The organism is Psychrobacter sp. APC 3281 (genome assembly GCF_030407815.1).
Taxonomy (GTDB): Bacteria; Pseudomonadota; Gammaproteobacteria; order Pseudomonadales; family Moraxellaceae; genus Psychrobacter.
The window spans coordinates 131,261-150,369 of sequence record NZ_JASDCS010000010.1; the positions used below are offsets into that span (position 1 = coordinate 131,261).

The following is a 19,109-nucleotide window of genomic DNA, read 5'->3' on the forward strand; positions in this document are numbered from 1 at the left end:
TAGATAGCTAAACTATAGATTTAGCATATCTTGGTGCTTCCATTGCTGCACTTTTACTTGCGCTTCAAACGCAGTCAAACTGTCATCAATGATACTAGAAATCAAAGTATCTAGCGCTGTATTATTGGTATCTATTTGCGCAATACCGCTAGCAATTTCCATCATTAATATATCCAAGCGCTTAGGGTCTAAAAGTCGCTTGTTTAACGCATTGACGACGTTTTCACCGATATTGTGCCCGACGTGATGTAGCTGTGATTCAATCAGGCTGCCCGCGATCGGTATCATGCGTAGATAGCGGCGCAACTCAGGTGTGTTGGCCAACCCTTCTTCAATAGCATTGCCCATTTCGCTCGCCAATATACTGCCGCCACCTGATGAGGCAGTCAGTTCCTGCAGCTTTGGTGCAAGCTCTGTACGTAGCACGGACAATACAGCCGCTTCAATCTCATTTCGATTTTTTGCAATCGTCGACTCAATGAATGATTTATGCGTGTCTGAACTGGTTAGCTCTTGTCGAAAGTTTTGTATCGCGGTCAAAATAACGCGATCAGAGAGCTCTTCTAACAGTAGGTCAATGTAGAATTTGATTCGATTGATCCACGTCTGGGGTAGTACTTGGTAGCCAAGCTGATATAGACGTCGTCCAATAACCACCGCTCGCAGCAGTCGTAAAGCACGTAGCTGCGGAAAACAGCCTAATACTTCGTACCAATGAACGAATGGGAAAAAGAACCAGCGATAATAGACTTTTTGTTTAATGGCAATCGCCCAGCGCAATAGCAACTCAATGACCAAAAAGATAGTAAAAAATCCTCCAGCAGTGCGTAGAGGATCATGTAGAGTGCTCTGATACCAATTGAGCGCTTCACTGAAGGTTAGCCATTCTGCAGCATTACTACTAAAATTGCTCATCAAAATAGCATCGATACTGATCAATAGCAGATCAATACTGATGGCAATAATCATGACGATATCGTAAGTGAGCTTAAAGCGACTCGGCTTTGGATGGTTCGGTTTTGGCGGCTCATCACTTATCGGATAAGGGGGCTGACTCAAAACAGATTCGGTAGCTAACGGCGAGCTAGTAGTAGAGGTGGGCACAGTCATACCTTATAAGTAATAAATGGCACAAAGAATGGGTAAGAATTCGATATTTGCTACCATTTACTATGAAAGTAGACATCGAAAATCTATGAGTTCATGATTAGTCACATTATCAATGAATAAGGCTAAAAAACAACCCATCTTTGATTAAAGTTTACTTATGATGCATGGCTGTTTGAACAGTAAACATCATAAGTAAGATATGACTATTGTGACATTTGTACCCGTAACTTTGTTGTCCAATAATTTTTTATCTCGTTATCGATATTTACTACTTAGTGCGCTTGCATAGACTGTGCTTGGTATTTGATAAAATTTAACGCTCAGCCAGTTTAGTATTGCTGAGCATCTTTGTTAGGCATCTTGCGCTTTAGGACTGGTTTCAAAGTCTGCCAACATAGTGCTAATACGTTCATCTTTTTGACGCCACACCTGTTCAACCCAGTCGAACATTTGAGCTTTTGTATCTTCATCATTTTCGTAGCCACCTTGCTTGATACTTTCGAACAACGCATCTGGTATATCGATGTAGCGCAAGTCAACGCCCAAACGTTTGATATTGCCTTTCCAAAGATCCCCATAGCTTGGCACACCATCAGGATATACGATGGTCATGTCTAGTATGCCATCGATATCTTCACCTAATGCGCTGATGGCCAATGATAATCCGCCTGCACGAGGTTTCAATAAGTGCGTATAAGGCGATTTTTGCTGAGCTTGTTTGGCTTTGGTAAAACGAGTCCCTTCCAAATAATTTAATAAGGTAAACGGTTTGTCTTTTAATAGGGCGCAGGCACGTTTGGCTTCTTCGATGTCTTTGCCTTTTAGCGCAGGGTTTTTGGCGATGGCTTCTTTTGAGTGGCGGCGCATCATTGGAAAGTCTAAAAAGTAAAAAGCTTGACCAACGATAGGGATGTAGATCAGCTCAAACTTAGTAAAAAATCGCGTGAGTGGCAAACGTTTTTCGCCAATATACTGCACGATGCTGGTATCAACCCATGATTGGTGGTTGCTCACCAGTAGGTATTTACCATTGGTATGAATATCGTCCGGTAGGTTGATACGCCAATCTTTGCGAGGCAACATGTTATCGATCAAGGCACTATTGCTACTGATCCAGTGAGTAGCAATTTTGATGACGGCTTTGTCTGCAATAGAGGCGCCAGTAATGACCTTACCGACGCCCATTAGCCATAAAGGAATACTACCACCGAAGCTATTGGCGGCGATGACACCAGTGGCTGTTGCAAGCGACACAGTTTTACCCAATTTAGGCGAAAGTTTATGCATTTTTCGAATGGTAGATGTCAATCGCATGCTCAATCCTTTTCAGTCTATCTGATTAATAATAAGCCGTATGTCGCTGAATCTGTCCTAGTCAAGTCAGGAATATTATGAACGTAAAGCTTTAAATCATGACTATTTAAAGCCGACAAATTCAGCGATATAATTTTAGCAGAAACGTGTTGTAGTGTACGGTTGTAAACGTGACTAGTGGTAGCAAGGTGCGAAGATTTGACCTATAAAAACATTGAAATATAGCCTGCACTTCTCATACATAGGTATGACAAAATATTACACAGAGATAGGTTGTAGTTGCCATAATAATGGGGAATGTAGATAAGTACTTAAAAAAGATTAACGGATAATCTTTATAAAAAGCACGATTTTTTAAACTTAAGAGGAAATATTATGCGTAATACTTTAATAATTGCAGCAGTAGCATCAGGTCTAGCACTTAGTGGTTGTACAACAGATCCAAACACTGGACAACAGCGTCTAAATAAAGCTGCTCTAGGTGGTTTAGTTGGTGCAGCAGGTGGTGCAACTATTTCAAAAGCAACTGGTGGCGACAAAACTGGTCGTGATGCAGCTATCGGCGCAGCACTAGGTGCAGGCGTTGGTTACTACATGGAGCGTCAAGCTCGTCAACTTGAGCAGCAAATGGCTGGCACAGGCGTAACTGTTGAGCAGAACCCAACCACTGGTAACATTGATTTGGTTATGCCAGGTAGCATCACGTTCTCATTTGATGATGCAACCCTTAGCTCATCATTCAAGCCAACGCTTGATAAGCTTGCTTCAACGATGAACCAGTACAACCAAAACACAATTACTATCGCTGGTCACACTGATAGCAAAGGTTCTGCATCTTATAACATGGGTCTGTCACGTGATCGTGCTTACTCAGTTGCTAACTACTTAACAGCTCGCGGTGTTGCTTCAAACCGTGTAAACGTTGTTGCTTACGGTGAGTCACGTCCAATCGCAGACAACAACACTGAATATGGCCGTGGTCAAAACCGCCGTGTTGAGCTAACAGTTAACGCACCACAGAGCGTAAACTAATCAATAGTTATCTATAGCTATTAAGTATGTGCTAGATATTTGAGCACATATCCTTTAAAAAGAGTCAGCGATATGCTGGCTCTTTTTCTATGTTTGCAGTTTGAAAAAAAACAATGATGATTGATAGATATAGTTAATATTAAATTAAATATTGATAATGATTATCAATAACACTATAATTTGTCAGTGTTTGCTATCAATGCAATATTAAACGTCTTATCGTGCGCACTGAGAGTCAATGTGCATGGCTAAGATAGCCTGCTGTAACATGGCTTGATTATCAAAATAATTGAGGCTACTTAACCAAAACGAATTTTTTGCTATATTTCTTGAGGATATGTATGACGATTACCACAGTAACGAGCCGTAAGCTTTTACCAACTACTTTAGCTGTTGCACTTGCAGGATTGTTAATGGTGTCGGGCTGTACAAAGCAAGCCGATGAAGACACCAATGCTGCGACAGAAACGCAAACAGAAGTAGCAAACACAGAGACAACTGATAATACAGAGATGACTGCTGCCGAAAAAGCACATATTGATAGATTGATTATCAGTTATGCAAATATGGCACACGCCGCCTATAAAGACTCGTTGGACACGGCTAAAGCGCTACAAACTGCGGTAGAAACTTACGTGGCCACTCCAACACAAGAGAACCTTGATGCTGCAAAGGCTGCCTATAAAGCAGCACGCCAACCATATTCACAAACTGAGATTTTCCGTTTTGATGAAGGCTTTGTGACTGCCAACGACAAACGTGCTATCAACAGTATCGATAGTTGGGAAGGGCAGATCAATGCTTGGCCACTTGATGAAGCATTGATTGATTATGTTGGTGACGACTACGAAGGCGAATATAATAGCCAAGAGAACATCGTCAATAGCGATAGCATTACTGTTGGTAGTATCAAGCAAGATACCAGTACGATTACGCCTGAGCTACTTGCAGAAATGAATGAAATCGGTGGTAGTGAAGCCAACGTAACGACTGGCTATCATGCGATTGAGTTTATGCTATGGGGTCAAGACAACAATGGCGTAAAAGAAGGTGCAGGTAATCGCCCAGTCACTGACTATGCGACTGAAGCCGGACAGTGTACTAGTGGTGAGACCGTCAATGAGGATGCCAGTATCTGTGAGCGCCGCGGGGAATTCCTAACCGCTGCAACTCAACTATTGGTCGATGATTTGACCGCGATGGAAGCTCAATGGCAGCCTGATACTGAGAATACCTTGCGCAGTGATTTGATAGCGCGCAAATATGACAATGGCCTGCGCCAAATTATGTATCAAATGGGCAGCCTAGCATTAGGAGAGCTTGCTTCTGAGCGTATGCAGGTCGCTTTTGTTACTGGCTCTACTGAAGATGAGCACGAATGCTTTAGTGATTTGACTCATTTGAGCTATGCCAATAATGCACGCGGTATCCAAAACGTCTTTAATGGTAGCTATACAACAGTCGCTGGTAAGACAGTGGGCGGCTACGGTATCAAAGATTATCTAACGGATAACGGCCACACAGAAGCTGCTGATAAGTTGGCTGCTGAGTTCAACAAAGTAGAAGGCGCGTTCAACGTTATCGTTGAAAAAGGCGAAAAAGACGGTATCAAGATTGATCAGATGATTGCAACTGTCGGTCAAGCTAGCCAAGAAGGTATCTCTGCTGAAGAACAAAACATCCGTCGTGGATGGGTTGAAGCGGGCATCACTAGTTTACAAGAGCTGACGGCCAGTATCGAAAACGCTGCAAAAGCAGTTGGCATCGATAATCTAGATGCAGATGCCGGGTCACAGTTTTAAGAAAAATTTAAGCTAGTGACACTTATTCATAAGCTAGCGGCCCTTATTTAAAAGCCTTTCATTGGCTTTGCGACGTTTTATTAGTCGTTATAGGTCGGTAACCGCTGTTTATTAGATACTTAGATTAGATATAATACGTGCGTTGTCAGCCACCGTTGGCAACGCATTTTTACGAGCATTAAATAAGCCGATTGACCGGTGTACCATTTCATTATATGTCGATAGGCAATGATTGTGACGACATATAATGAGATGGTATGACAAAATTTTAATGGTTCTACTCTAGCGCTAAGGCAATTAATTTCTATGAACGCCAATTATGTTAACCCTTCTGATTCTCCTCTTGCTGCTCAAATCCTACGACATATACCTTCTAAGCTTGCGCTAATTATCGCCAGTGCAATGGCTATCAGTGCGTGTCAACCATCTGATAGCGTTTCTGATGATACTTCTAACAATGTTTCTAATGATACTTCAGAGCAGGCCTCAAGTAATGAAAGCGGCAGTGAAAACAGCCAATCGCTATCGTCCGAACACGCCAAAAATATAGAAGCACTGGCAGGCGTGCCAATGCAGCAGCTGGTGAGCTTTGACCCTCAAGAGATCAAGCAGGGCGGCGACTCTGGTATTAGCATTAGCAGTGCTGAGAGCTACTCGAAGCCTTCATCGAATCTAGCAGCTTCTCGAAAAGGGTCGTTCTTTATTGGTAACGCGTTTTTCAAGCAGCCATGGGTCGTTGCTCCTGCTAGTACTGATAGTCGTGATGGACTGGGCGCATTATTCAATGTGGCCGCTTGCCAGTCATGTCATGTCAAAGATGGGCGAGGCCATGCGCCGATGACTGCCGATGACGATGCTGATAGTTTATTGATTCGTTTGTCTATGCCAACGACGACCGATGAGCAGCGCCAGCAGCTACAGGATTCGCTAATTGAAAAGGTGGTTCATCCTATGTATGGTGGCCAGCTACAAGATCGCGGTATTCAGGGCGTGCCTGCTGAAGCGAGAATTGCAGTGCAGTGGGCAGATAAACCAATTACCTTTGCTGACGGATATGTCGAGACGCTGCGTGCGCCAACGTTTAATTTGATCAAACCTGGTTACGGTGCTTTTGACGATGACATGATGGTATCACCGCGTGTGGCGCTACCAATGATTGGGCTTGGGCTGCTAGAGCAAATACCTGACGATGACATTAAAAAACAAGCCAGCGACAGTAATGATAGCGATATCAGTGGTAAGTTTAACTGGGTCATGGATCCGCAAACCGGCAAGCGGGCGCTTGGACGATTTGGGTGGAAAGCAGGTCAAACCAAGCTGATCACTCAGAACCAAAGTGCCTTTAACGAAGACATGGGTCTGACGTCGAACATCCGTCCTAACGAATCCTGTATGCCAACGCAGACCGCTTGCCTACATGCAGCGACAGGTGCTGATGAGCAGGGCAATGGTAAATCACCCGTTGAAGTAAACGATGAGGTCGCGAAATTTGTAGAATTTTATACTCGCAATCTAGCAGTGCCCCATCGCCGTAATGCGGATGATAAGCTCGTGCTGGCGGGAAAAAAGCGTTTTTATGACATGGGTTGTCAAAGCTGTCATACGCCAAGATATCAGTTGCCAAAAACCGACGATGATCATCTTGAGCAGCATGGACAAGTGATTTATCCTTACACAGATTTGCTGTTGCACGATATGGGCGATGATCTCGCTGATCGTACGATTGCTGGCAAACTACCACCGAAAAGTGCCCAAGTTGAATTTTTAGCCAATTCTTATGAATGGCGTACGCCAGCACTTTGGGGCGTAGGGCTTGCTCAGACAGTTGATCCTCAAGCGACGTTTTTACATGATGGCCGTGCTCGTACATTGATGGAAGCTGTTTTGTGGCATGGCGGAGAAGCCGAAAAGCAAAAGCAACAAGTATTAAAGTTAGACAAACAAGGTCGCGCAGAGCTTAATGCGTTCCTAAAGTCGCTATAATAAAATCACTGTAATAAAGTTGCTATTATAAAATCATTATAAAACGCTATAAATTACTATCTATAACATTACCGAGAAACCTATGAAAATAAACCACGCTTTGGCAATGGCGCTATCTGCATTGAGTGCTGGACTGCTGATCAGTTGTGTCAAACCTGCTGATGACAACAAAGCTGCAGATGTAGACAGCCAAAAAGTTGTGCAAGACAGTGCAGCTACTGACAGCTCAGTAGAGAACAGCAAAGAAAGTACTGAGCAAATCGTTGCAGTAGATATCAGCCCTGAGATTGCAAAAACGTACTTGACGCATGTGGCAGACGATATCGTGATTCCTGCGTATGCTGATGCAGCCAAGCAAAGCGATCTGTTGAACGAATTGGCGCAGAAGCATTGTACCCAAGCTCCAGTAAGTGGCGATGAGCTACAAGCATTACGTGCACAGTGGCTAGTATTGGCACAAGCATGGTCAAGTGCTGAGATGGTCAACTTTGGTCCTGCGACTGCTAGTATGAGCAATTTATATATAAACTACTATCCTGACGAGCGCGGACTCGTACACAGTGGCGTGGCTGATTTAATCGCTGCCAATCCAAAACTAACGCCAGAGCAACTTGCTGGTGAGAGCGCGATCGTACAAGGCGTGCCAGGATTAGAAGAGGCCTTGTTTGCCAATGAAAGTTTAGACGCTAGTCAGTGTGCTTACGTGATTAGCGCCAGTAGTGCGTTGAGCACGCGTCTAAAAGACATCGAGAAAAACTGGCAGCAAAACGCGACTGATTTATTGGCGATAGACAAAACAGCAGAGAGCGATAGAGGTCTAAATCAATGGATTAACTCTCTACTGTCATTGATTGAGACCATGAAGTCTAATGCCATTGATCAGCCACTCGGTCTAACAGGTAAAGCAAAAGGCCATTTGCCTGCTGCTACTGCTGGTCAAAGCCGCGCTATTATCAATGCTAAGTTAGATACGATTAACAAAGCCATGACTGACCCAGTATTGACGGCTATTCTTGGTAGCAATGATGAAAACAAAGTTTCGGATAATCTATCGACTGCATTGGCTGACACGACTGCATTATTAGCGCAAATGCCAGAAGATTTATCAAAAGCGAATAAGGACGATCAACAAGCGTTGTACGATCATCTGACTGATGTCACTCGTCTGATTAAGCGCCAGTTAATCCCAGCACTTGGTATCCGTGTGGGCTTTAACAGCACTGATGGCGATTAGACAATGTCCACTATCGAAGCGAGTACAGCAGTGTCAGTAGCCCAGACTCATGACCAGTTAAATAGGTCTAATCGGTCTGGGAGAACTTCGTCAGCTCATGAGCTTTTGACGACTTCCGTGCTGATAACAGTGGGTACGGCAGCATTGGTTGGTATTCACCATCGTTATCGTAAGCAGCAGCATCCAGATGCCAGTCTACAAGATTATGTAGATGGTATTTGTACACAGTTGCAGGTATTACGAGCTGGTTCTGATTTAACACCGAAGCTTTCGCGCTTACGTTATGCTTGTGAGCAAGCAGCAGCAACATGGAAGCAGGCTTATCATGCTGTAGGTGATGATAAAAGTAACACGTCTGACTTTGCTGCTGTGCATACGACAACGATGCTGGCGCGCCCAGTCAGCTGGGTCAGTGGCGTCGCATCACTACCAAAAGATCATGCCACATCAAGCCAAAATGAGCATGACTTTGGCGTGGTAGGTATTGATGCTGATAGACAAATAGTTTGGCAGACGACTATGCCTGAGCGCGTTCATGACATCGTTGTTCAGCCTGTATCTGTCAATGTATCTAAAGCTCAGCATAGCAATGTTGAAAAAAGACGTGATGTCGTCGTCATGGGTCGTCGTCCAAGCGAAAAATTCTGGGTGCTTAATACATCAAATGGGCAAGTACAACATGCGATTACAGCTGATGTAAACCGTCACTTTTATGGTCATGCTTGTTATAGCTTAGATGGCAGCTTGCTCTACGTAACTGAGAATGACACGGTGAGTTTGGCAGGCAAAATTGGTATCTATGATGCCCATGATGCTTATCAAAAAGTAGCAGAGTTTGATTCATATGGTATCGGCCCGCATGAGCTGATTATGCATCCTGATAGCGAAACGCTCGTCATTGCAAATGGTGGTATCAAAACCGAGCAGGCCTCACGCGAAGAGCTAAATCTAGATACTATGCGACCCTCACTGGTTTATTTGAATCTTCACGATGGCACACTGCTCGAGCAAGTGACTCCCGAACATAATCAGATGAGTGTGCGCCACTTAGCCATGCACGATGACGGCACAGTGATGATCGGTATTCAGTTCCAAGGTGAAAAACATATCAATGTCCCATTGGTATTGACCCATAAACGTGGTGACGGCAGCTTTATTCCACTCACTATGCCAAACAATCAATGGCAACGTTTTCACCAATATATCGCTAGCGTGGCGGTGGATAGTGAGCGTAACTTACTGTGTGTGACCACACCGATTGGTGGCTGTGCGGCGATTTATGATTTGCATACTCGCAAGCTAATTGATGATGTAAGTCTGCCAGATTGTGCAGGGGCTTCGGTGTTAGCTAATTCTAGTGCTTCAATGAGTAAAACTGATAAACATGCCGAGCCGACAGGATTTATCGTCAGTGATGGTCAAGGGCAGTTAACTGCGTTAAGAGTAAATGCTTTACCAGAAGTAAAGTTGGACGTAAACGACGTTGAACCTCATGAGCGGATTATCAAAGACAGTCAACTGCATATGATGTCGTTTGACAACCATTTGCAAGCACTGTGACCCATGACGTTCAACAAGAGCGGCAGACGCACAGGCATGGCGATTAATAACGACTATTGCTAGAACAGTAGTAATAGTCGGCCAAGGAGATAGAGCATTAGCTTAGACACCAATTTAGATACCAACTTAGATATAATCAGACAGCAACTTGCACAAGCAGGCATCGAGCTACATATCAGTAAAAAGCGTGTTAAAAATATTAATTTTCGCTTAAAGCCTTATACGTTGATGGTCTCTGCACCGATGCATGTCAGCGCATCACAAATGTTGCATGCTGTGGCTAAGCGGGTGCCTTGGGCTATTGCAAATCACCCGCAGGTATTAGAACAGTATAGACGTAGACAGAATACATCGTCTGACCCTTCAGCTGTGAATAACTCAGTTTTATTATGGGGCACAGCGCAATCATTTACGCTCAGTCCTGATCAAAAGATCACCTATTATCGGCAACAACTCTCCGAAGTCGCACCTGCATTATTTGATAAGTGGCAGCCAATCGTTGGCGTTTATACCAATGAAATACGATTGAAAAAAATGCACACACGTTGGGGCAGTTGCAACACGCGCGCAAAACGAATTTGGCTATCGGTTTATCTTCCTGCCTATCCTATCGAATGCACCGAATACATAATCGTTCATGAGTTGTGCCACTTGCATCATGCCAATCATAGCCGAGCGTTTTGGCAAGCGGTTGCCACAGCGATGCCAGATTATCAGCAATGGCATAATATCCTAGCGGGCAAAACAGGGCAGCTGGATTAAACCTATTACCTAACTATCTAAATAGCCCTAGTAAGCACCTCGATATCATCTATGTAACTTTAATTATGCAGAGCATTAAGTCCTATTCTTATCATCATTTTTTAAAATAGGGACACACCTAAATAAGCCTGATATGATAAGGAATAACGGTACAAATCGTGTCGTTTAAACAATAGATTTATATACAGGGATGTCATATGGAACACGTTAACCAAGCGGAGTTTTGGCAGCAGCGTTATGAAAAGAACAGCATCGGTTGGGATATGGGGCAGGTATCATCACCGCTCAAAGCTTATATCGACCAGTTACCTGAGAGTGCAAAAAATCAGGCGGTACTAGTGCCAGGTGCAGGCAATGCCTATGAAGTGGGTTATTTATATGAGCAAGGTTTTACCAATGTCACGCTGGTTGACTTTGCCCCTGCACCGATTGAGACGTTTGCAGAGCGCTATCCTAGTTTTCCCTCTGAGCATTTGGTCTGTGCGGACTTTTTTAGCTTGTCAGCTGAGCAGTATCAATTTGATTGGATACTTGAGCAGACGTTTTTTTGTGCGATCAATCCATTGCGCCGTGATGAATACGTGCAACAGATGGCGAGACTATTAAAGCCACAAGGTAAACTGGTTGGATTGTTATTTGACACGGATTTTGGACGAGAAGAACCACCATTCGGCGGCAGCAAGGAAGAGTACCAACAGCGTTTTCAAAGTCATTTTGATATCGATATTATGGAGTCCAGCTATAATTCACATCCAGCACGGCAGGGTAGTGAGCTATTTATAAAGCTGCAAGCAAAGTAAGCTCACGCTTGATATTATCTCGAGCTTGCGTTTCTAATTGATTATAGTAATGGTCAGTCAGATAGAGTTTGGGATGTGCTAGTAATCCTTGTAACACTGCAGTGCGCCCATCACGGTAATCGTCATCGGCGACATGCTTATATTCTTGACGTATCGCCTTTGCATACTGCCTGTAGGTAGGCCAAGGCGCACCCAAAATACTCAAATCCATATCTAACAGATATGCCGCATCGTTATATTTGTCACTATCTACCAACGTATCTAGCTGATGATTAGCGGTCATCATAATGAGAGCGTAGATCTGCTGGCATTGCTTTGTGCTTAGATACGAGCTCAGGGCATCTGTCGCAAATTCTGCACTTTTTAGCTCGTTGTCGGAGTGTGTTGGGTCGTATACCACATCATGATAGTACAGTGCCACTGCAATGATATGCGGCTCAGTCAGATAATGTTTAATGCTTTTAAACTGTACCAATAGCTGCTCAATGTGATTGAGTGTATGGTAAGCACGTTGTGGTTCACCATAGCGCGTCACGATATCTTGCCAAAGTCTATCTATTTGCTTTGGCGAGATATCACTGGTCATAGTTGACAAATGCTGTGCAAAGCACTTGCCAAGCTCATCATGCTTATTTGAGACAGTTTTCATATGTCGTTTTTCACTATGACCGTGGTAAAGATGGTTTGATTATTCTTTGTTAGCTACTGCGTCTTTAAATGCTTTGTTAAAAACCTCACCAAGCAAGCTAACATCATCGACACGCGCATAGTTCAGACGGGTGACAAAGGCGATATGGCGATGCGGCCCGTCTTCAGCCAATGGTATGGCGACGGCATTTTGGTTTTGCAGGTGTAGCTGATCGAGCGCCATTTCAGGCACGAGGGTTGTGCCCATATTGGCAAGTGCCATTTGAATCAAAGTATTTAGACTGGCATCTGAAAAGCTTGATTTCATCTGGGCACGGTCGAAATGACAGACAGACAGCGTCTGGTCAGTTAGACAGTGTCCTTCACCAAGTAGCATGAGGTTGGCAGTTGCCAGTTCGTCAGCATTGATGGTATCAAGCTTGGCATGGATGTCGTCCTTTGGGAACACGGCAAAGAAGTCTTCACTCCAAAACTCAAAACTATGTAGCCCATCTACCGCATATGGTAGCGCAATGATAGCCGTATCGATATGACCGTAACGTACTTGCTCAAGCAAACGCTCAGTTTGTTGTTCGACGATGGTCATACGGAACTCTGGATATTGTGCACGTAGCGCAGGCAGTACTTTTGGCAGCAAATAAGGTGCAATCGTCGGAATGATACCGACAGTCATAGGATAGGCAAGTGGCGTCTGATGGCTATGAGCACGAGTGGTCAAATCACTGACTTCAGAAAACACTCGCTGCGCACGCGTGAGAATGTCTTGACCGATAGGGGTAATCAATACCTGTTTATTATTACGCTCAAAAATCTGCGTATCTAGCTGTTTTTCTAATTCTGCGATACCCAAACTTAGTGCAGACTGTGAGATATTGCAATCTTCTGCTGCACGTTTAAAATGACGATGTTTGGCGACGGCTAGGGCAAACTCAAGTTGTCGTAAAGTAATCATAAAACCTCTCTATTAGTGGGTTTTTAATGCAATTTATTATGTTTGGTCAACCTTTATAAGGTAGCAAATTACCAATTAAGCACCAATGATAAAATGTAGAGAGAATAGTTTAACAAGTTTAATAAAACAAAACATCACATTAAAAACTTTTAACTGGATTAACCATAGAATTCGCGTATAGTTTGTCAGGTAGCCCAGAGAGCTAGAGGGCTAATTGAAAAAACCATATAAATAATTTCCAATTTACTTAACTATAGAGGAGCCAACCATGGCGTCTATCATCAATCAAGAAATCCCAGAATTTTCAGCAGATGCATACGTAAACGGTGAGTTCAAAACCATCACTTCAGAAGACGTAAAAGGCAACTGGGCGATTTTCCTATTTTACCCAGCTGATTTCACGTTTGTTTGCCCAACTGAGCTAGAAGACATGGCCGCTCATTATGACGAGCTAAAAGGCCTTGGTGTTGAAGTATACTCAGTATCTACTGACACGCATTTCACGCACAAAGCATGGCACGATTCTTCAGAAGCTATCGGTAAAGTACAATACCCAATGATCGGCGATCCTACTGGTAGAATCACTCGTGGCTTCAACGTCATGATTGAAGAAGCAGGTTTGGCTGAGCGCGGTACATTCTTAGTAGATCCTGATGGCTTGATCCAAGTCGCTGAAATCCATGCTGGCGGTATCGGCCGTAGTGCAAAAGACATGCTACGCAAAGTAAAAGCAGCACAGTATGTTCGTGAAAACGACGGCGAAGTTTGCCCAGCAGCTTGGGAACAAGGCGGCGACACATTGAAGCCAAGTCTTGACCTAGTTGGTAAAATCTAAGTAGACATTTCATACTTAGATAAAAGTAGCGCCGTATCTTAAACATCTGATTTAAGTCAGTGCTACAAATAAAGACCCCATTAACATAAGTTGATGGGGTCTTTTTACGTCTTAAACATAGGTATTGTTAGAATTATTTTTTTAGCATATCTCTAAGTATAGACGCAATATTAAGCGCGAGACTGTGCCTTATTTTTGTCAATGGTTTTATAAATCTCGTCTTTAAGCTGTAGCTTTCGTCGTTTCATCTGTTCGATTTCTTCGTCGCGACTGGCATGCTTGACCACATCGTTTTCAAGCTTATTAATTTGCCTATCTAGAGTCGTATGCTCATCGAAGATACTCGCAAAATGCGTGTCCTTTTGCTTGAGCTCATCGATAATATCACTGTGATCTTGCCATGTGTCTGTCATTGTCATGTTGTCATCCTTGTTATTTAGTGCAAGCTTAGAATAAGCGTAAGCACGTTATGGTTAAGACGCTTATGATGGTGAGACTTTGTTTGGAAGGGGTGAAAGTTTAATGGAATAAAGGTAGTTACTTCACGATATTGATAATGCATATTGCTATCAATACCATTCGATTGTAGCGAAAAAACAGACCATGTACCATCACTATCATTTGCTTATGTATTTATATTTAATTATTTAAAACAACAAACGATTGGTTTTATAAAACATAAAGTTTGAGTTTCTCAGCTTGCCGAAATTCGCTAAACGCTTGATAATAGACACATCAAAGGGTATGAGCCCACTATATATAACCTTTTATACAAAATTATTAACACCAACTATTTCGTATTTAGACGCGTAGCATGACAGCTGCCGTTACATATTCAGTCATAATGAGGAACAAACATGATAGATCAGAATTTATTAGATGCCGTTAAGAGCTATAGCGAAAATATGACACGCCCAATTACCTTTGTATTGGGTACTGGTACGCATGCAAAACGTGCAGAATTGGTAGATTTTTTGACCAAGATTGCTGGAACAACAGACAAAATCAACTTCGATGCAGAAGCAACTGACGATAGTTTGCCTAGTGCGATTAGTTTCAAAGTAGTCAGTCACATTGATGGCGCATCAAACGACACTGGTATCGTATTCAGCGGTATCCCAGGTGGTCATGAGTTTACGTCATTGATTTTGGCGATTCTGCAAGCCGGTGGTCATACGCTAAAGTTAGATGAAGGTATCCAAAAGCTAGTTAAGCGCTTTAATAAGCCATTACAGTTCCAAACCTACGTGTCATTGTCGTGCCATAGCTGCCCAGAAGTCGTTCAGGCATTGAACCAATTCGCGCTATTAAATGATGGTATCAGCAATGAAATGATCGATGGTGCATTGTTCCAAGAGCAAGTAGAAGCGAACAAAATCCAAGGTGTACCAGCTGTATTTTTAAACGGTAAGCCATTTGCTAACGGCTTAATTGACACTGCTAAATTGATCGGAAAATTGCAAGAGCAGTTCCCTGATCTGTTGTCAGAAGTAGAAGACGATGCTGAGCAATTAGAGCAGCAAGACGTTACTATCATTGGTGCTGGACCTGCAGGTGTGGCTGCTGCTATTTATACAGCGCGTAAAGGCTTAAAAGTTACAATGGTCGCTGACCGTATCGGTGGACAGGTAAAAGACACGCAAGATATCGAAAACTTGATTTCAGTACCGCTAACCAATGGTACAGACTTATCGACTAACTTTGTTAAGCACTTGGCTGAATACAACATCACGCTAAAAGAGCATGTGAGCGTTAAAGAAATTGGCGAAACTGAAGAAGAGAACTACAGTATCCACCTAAATACTGGTGAGACTTTTAATACTCGTAGTATCATCTTGGCGACAGGTGCTCAGTGGAGAAAGCTTGGTGTACCGGGCGAAGAAGAGAATATCGGTAAAGGTGTGGCTTTCTGTGCACATTGCGATGGCCCATTCTTTAAAGGTAAAGATATCTCAGTAATCGGCGGTGGTAACTCAGGCGTTGAAGCAGCACTAGATTTGGCAGGTATCGTCAATCACGTTACTGTCCTCGAGTTCGCTGATGAATTGAAAGCTGACCAAGTACTGATTAATAAAGCCAAAGAGAAGACCAACATTGAGTTCATTACTGATGCAGCGACACAAGAGATCAAAGCGACTGATGGCAAAGTATCGTCTATCGTCTACCAAGATCGCAGCACAGGTGAGACTCATGAGCGTGATTTATCAGGGGTGTTTGTACAGATTGGTTTAGTACCAAACACTGGATTCATCAAAGGCTTCGTTGATCTAAACCGCTTTGGTGAGATCGAAATCGATGAGCGCTGCCGTACAGATCGTAAGGGTATCTTTGCATGTGGTGATGTAACCACTGTGCCATTTAAGCAAATTAACATTGCGATGGGTGAAGGTAGTAAAGCGGCATTGTCAGCGTTTGAATACTTGGTCATGCAGTAAGTTATTCGGTTTAGTTTCAGTATAAAAGGCCACCTCGGTTGAGGTGGTTTTTTTATGCTATCGCATAAATACGTCTATATAAAAAATCCTGATAATTAGAAAATGTACTCTTAAGTAAACAAATAACGCGATTTCATTCAGAAAATATCAGTATTTACGTTACAAATTCGACATTTGCATTACAAACTCGTGTTGTTGATGCAATAATGTATGCAATAAAACCTATCATAGCGTCATGAACTATAAGGAAAATAGGCATGGAATACATTGAAGCTTTTTTTGCCCTAGTCGGGGATCTAACGTGGGGCTGGGCGCTCGTGCCTATGCTAATTATTTTTGGTTTATTATTTACCATCGTAGGTAGGTTCGCTCAGTTTAAATATTTTAAACGTATGTTCCGTGTGTTCAAAACGGATGAGGTAGGAGACGACGGAATTTCTGCTCGTCAGGCGTTGCTCGTTTCTATCGGTGGACGTGTGGGCGGCGGTAACATTGCTGGCGTTGCTGTTGCCATCTCTTTAGGAGGACCGGGAGCGGTATTCTGGATGTGGGTTGTGGCCTTAATTGGCATGATGACCAGTATTGTGGAATGTAGCTTAGCTCAGCTTTACAAGCGTAGAGACAATGATGGTAACTTTCGCGGTGGGCCTGCGACCTATATTTTACATGGGTTAGGTAAAGACTATCGCTGGCTCGCTGTTATTTATGCGATCTCGCTACTACTGTCTTTTTCTATCGGGTTTGTGGCGTTTCAGGGCAATACGGTAGCAGGCTCAGCGCTTGAAAGCTTTGGGATTGACCGCTGGATAACGGGTTTAGTACTAGTGATTGCGGGCGGATTCATTGTCTTTGGCGGTATTCAGCGCATTGCAAAAGTAGCCGACGTTGTCATTCCCGTTATGGCATTAATCTATATCAGTATGGCACTTATTATTATTGCGTTTAACTTTACAGAACTGCCGGCACTGATGGTAATGATTGTCAAAAATGCTTTTGGCATTGAATCTGTCGTGGGCGGTGGTATTGGTGTGGCAATTGAGCAAGGTATGAAGCGTGGTTTATTCTCTAATGAGGCAGGTCTAGGTTCTGCGCCTAATATTGCCGCCACCGCTTATGCTACTCACCCTGTTAGTCAAGGTATCTCACAGTCACTATCTGTGTTTATTGATACGATAATCGTATGTAGTGCCACCGCATTTATGATTTTACTGAGCGGCGTGTATCAACCAGGTGCTGAAGTCGATGGTATTGTATTGGCACAGCAGGCGCTAACGACCCAGCTTGGGGATTGGGCACAGTATATTCTCACCATATCGATATTGCTATTTGCCCTAAGCTCTATCATGTATAACTATTATATGGGTGAAAATGCCATTAATTTCTTGATTAAAAAGAATATCAAAATGGCGACTCTGGTTTTGCGAATTGTTGTGATTGCGGTATTATTCTTGGGCGCAGTTGCTCCTGCAGCAACCGCAGTGTTCTTCTTCGCTGATCCGTTGATGGGCGTGCTAGCGCTAGCAAACTTATTGGCCTTGATAATGTTGTTTCCGCGAGCTAAGCGTCTACTTGACGACTTCGCAAGTCAGTTAAAATCAGGGATTAAAGAGCCGTTGTTCGATGCGCAAGAGTATGAAAAACTGGATCTTGATCTGAGCGCATGGGGTAAAAAAGCGGTAAAAGAAGCGTTAGACCAAAAACAGTAGTAACCGTACGCTTTACTTGTCATGAAGGAAAAAACCACTTTAACTGAGTTGAAGTGGCTTTTTTATGCAAGATATTATTTATGCCTAAAATGAATGGTTATTCGCCAATACGCCAACGACAGACAGTATCTCTCCTGCTTCATCTTCTTCAATAATACGAGTTTCTGTCAGTGCTGATTGTTGCCACGCCTGTATGTGTGGATGATTGAGCATGGTTTGGCAATACTGCTTGGTCAGTGGCTGCAAAAAAATATCAGACGCATCAGCATAAGTATGTAGTCTCTGCACCACTGGAGCAAAAAACACATCAGCTGCTGTGAAATCTCCGAATAAGAAACTGTCTGCTGAGCGACTTTTTAAACAATCGGCAAAGATGTCTTCGATACGAGCGATATCCGCTAAGCAAGCACTACTTGGTTGTATCTTAGCTGTTGCTCGTATATTCATCGGCATCTCGTTACGAATACCTGTCAATCCCGAATGCATCTCAGCCACGATGCTTTGGCAGTAGGCGCTATTTATTTTACTTTGACTATTATGTCGTTTTTCAGCGTTGGATTTATCAATACCTGTCCAAATATCAATATCCGTAAAGTACTCATTGACATGCATAGCAATCGCTAAGGTGTCCCAAACGGTTACTTTATTATCTTTTTCACCATAGACTAAAATAGGCACTTTACCCGTTGGTGAATGTGCTTCGAGCGTTGGACGTGCTGATGGATGAAATAACTCAACAAGCTGCTCATCAAAATCAACATTGAATGCTTTAAGCAACAGCCACGCTCGTAGCGACCAAGAGGAGTAGTTTTTATTCCCAATAATTAATAGCGGTTTTTGCATTATAGAGTCCTATTAAGCGATAACAGTAGCACTTTATTATGTACTCAATATTGAGTATTGAACAGTCTGTAACCCGAGCCATGTTTCTATCAT

The 19,109-nt window shown here is 43.1% G+C and carries 16 protein-coding genes; 10 read left to right on the plus strand and 6 right to left on the minus strand.

Translation table 11 applies throughout. The features are described 5' to 3' along the window. Positions 1-12: 12 nt before the first annotated feature. Both QL886_RS10385 and QL886_RS10390 read right to left on the minus strand, forming a co-directional pair. Complete coding sequence (locus QL886_RS10385) at positions 13-1,110, minus strand: hypothetical protein (protein ID WP_290178654.1); 1,098 nt, start codon at positions 1,108-1,110, stop codon at positions 13-15. Positions 1,111-1,461: 351 nt separating this feature from the next. Further along, complete coding sequence (locus QL886_RS10390; RefSeq protein WP_290178655.1) at positions 1,462-2,424, minus strand: acyltransferase; 963 nt, start codon at positions 2,422-2,424, stop codon at positions 1,462-1,464. A gap of 375 nt (positions 2,425-2,799) precedes the next feature. On the opposite strand from QL886_RS10390, the gene QL886_RS10395 reads away from it, so the two are divergent. The 7 genes from QL886_RS10395 to QL886_RS10425 all read left to right on the plus strand — a co-directional run bounded on the left by QL886_RS10395 (position 2,800) and on the right by QL886_RS10425 (position 11,597). Continuing rightward, a complete protein-coding gene (locus tag QL886_RS10395; RefSeq protein WP_290178657.1) occupies positions 2,800-3,456 on the plus strand; it encodes an OmpA family protein in 657 nt (218 codons plus the stop codon). A gap of 341 nt (positions 3,457-3,797) precedes the next feature. Then, the gene (locus QL886_RS10400) at positions 3,798-5,258 is read left to right on the plus strand and encodes an imelysin family protein (protein ID WP_290178658.1); all 1,461 of its coding nucleotides are present in this window, start codon (positions 3,798-3,800) and stop codon (positions 5,256-5,258) included. Between the two features lie 402 nt (positions 5,259-5,660). Then, complete coding sequence (locus QL886_RS10405) at positions 5,661-7,241, plus strand: di-heme oxidoredictase family protein (protein ID WP_290178677.1); 1,581 nt, start codon at positions 5,661-5,663, stop codon at positions 7,239-7,241. An 82-nt stretch (positions 7,242-7,323) separates the two neighbouring features. Further along, the gene (locus tag QL886_RS10410; RefSeq protein WP_290178659.1) at positions 7,324-8,475 is read left to right on the plus strand and encodes an imelysin family protein; all 1,152 of its coding nucleotides are present in this window, start codon (positions 7,324-7,326) and stop codon (positions 8,473-8,475) included. 3 nt (positions 8,476-8,478) lie between these two features. Continuing rightward, positions 8,479-10,035 carry a DUF1513 domain-containing protein gene (locus QL886_RS10415; protein ID WP_290178660.1) on the plus strand — a complete coding sequence of 519 codons (1,557 nt, stop codon included), beginning with the start codon at positions 8,479-8,481 and terminating at the stop codon, positions 10,033-10,035. Between the two features lie 228 nt (positions 10,036-10,263). Beyond that, positions 10,264-10,797: a M48 family metallopeptidase gene (locus QL886_RS10420; protein ID WP_290178678.1), complete on the plus strand. Its 534-nt coding sequence runs from the start codon at positions 10,264-10,266 to the stop codon at positions 10,795-10,797. Positions 10,798-10,994: 197 nt separating this feature from the next. Continuing rightward, positions 10,995-11,597 carry a methyltransferase domain-containing protein gene (locus QL886_RS10425; protein WP_290178662.1) on the plus strand — a complete coding sequence of 201 codons (603 nt, stop codon included), beginning with the start codon at positions 10,995-10,997 and terminating at the stop codon, positions 11,595-11,597. Here the strand turns inward: QL886_RS10425 and QL886_RS10430 are convergent. Both QL886_RS10430 and QL886_RS10435 read right to left on the minus strand, forming a co-directional pair. Then, complete coding sequence (locus tag QL886_RS10430) at positions 11,575-12,246, minus strand: hypothetical protein (protein ID WP_290178663.1); 672 nt, start codon at positions 12,244-12,246, stop codon at positions 11,575-11,577. The genes QL886_RS10425 and QL886_RS10430 overlap by 23 nt on opposite strands. A gap of 39 nt (positions 12,247-12,285) precedes the next feature. Then, positions 12,286-13,197 carry a hydrogen peroxide-inducible genes activator gene (locus QL886_RS10435; protein ID WP_201568716.1) on the minus strand — a complete coding sequence of 304 codons (912 nt, stop codon included), beginning with the start codon at positions 13,195-13,197 and terminating at the stop codon, positions 12,286-12,288. 268 nt (positions 13,198-13,465) lie between these two features. Between QL886_RS10435 and ahpC the strand changes: the two genes are divergently transcribed. Continuing rightward, a complete protein-coding gene (ahpC, locus tag QL886_RS10440; protein ID WP_290178664.1) occupies positions 13,466-14,032 on the plus strand; it encodes an alkyl hydroperoxide reductase subunit C in 567 nt (188 codons plus the stop codon). A gap of 170 nt (positions 14,033-14,202) precedes the next feature. On the opposite strand, the gene QL886_RS10445 is transcribed toward ahpC, so the two are convergent. Next, a complete protein-coding gene (locus QL886_RS10445) occupies positions 14,203-14,451 on the minus strand; it encodes a DUF465 domain-containing protein (protein ID WP_057761532.1) in 249 nt (82 codons plus the stop codon). Positions 14,452-14,889: 438 nt separating this feature from the next. Here QL886_RS10445 and ahpF point away from each other — a divergent pair, with 438 nt between their 5' ends. Continuing rightward, complete coding sequence (ahpF, locus tag QL886_RS10450) at positions 14,890-16,467, plus strand: alkyl hydroperoxide reductase subunit F (protein WP_290178665.1); 1,578 nt, start codon at positions 14,890-14,892, stop codon at positions 16,465-16,467. Positions 16,468-16,724: 257 nt separating this feature from the next. Further along, positions 16,725-18,173 carry an alanine/glycine:cation symporter family protein gene (locus QL886_RS10455; RefSeq protein WP_290178666.1) on the plus strand — a complete coding sequence of 483 codons (1,449 nt, stop codon included), beginning with the start codon at positions 16,725-16,727 and terminating at the stop codon, positions 18,171-18,173. A gap of 84 nt (positions 18,174-18,257) precedes the next feature. Here the strand turns inward: QL886_RS10455 and QL886_RS10460 are convergent, their stop codons facing one another. Beyond that, entirely contained in the window at positions 18,258-19,016 is a 759-nt protein-coding gene (locus tag QL886_RS10460) for a glutathione S-transferase family protein (RefSeq protein ID WP_290178667.1), read from the minus strand. Positions 19,017-19,109 lie beyond the last annotated feature (93 nt).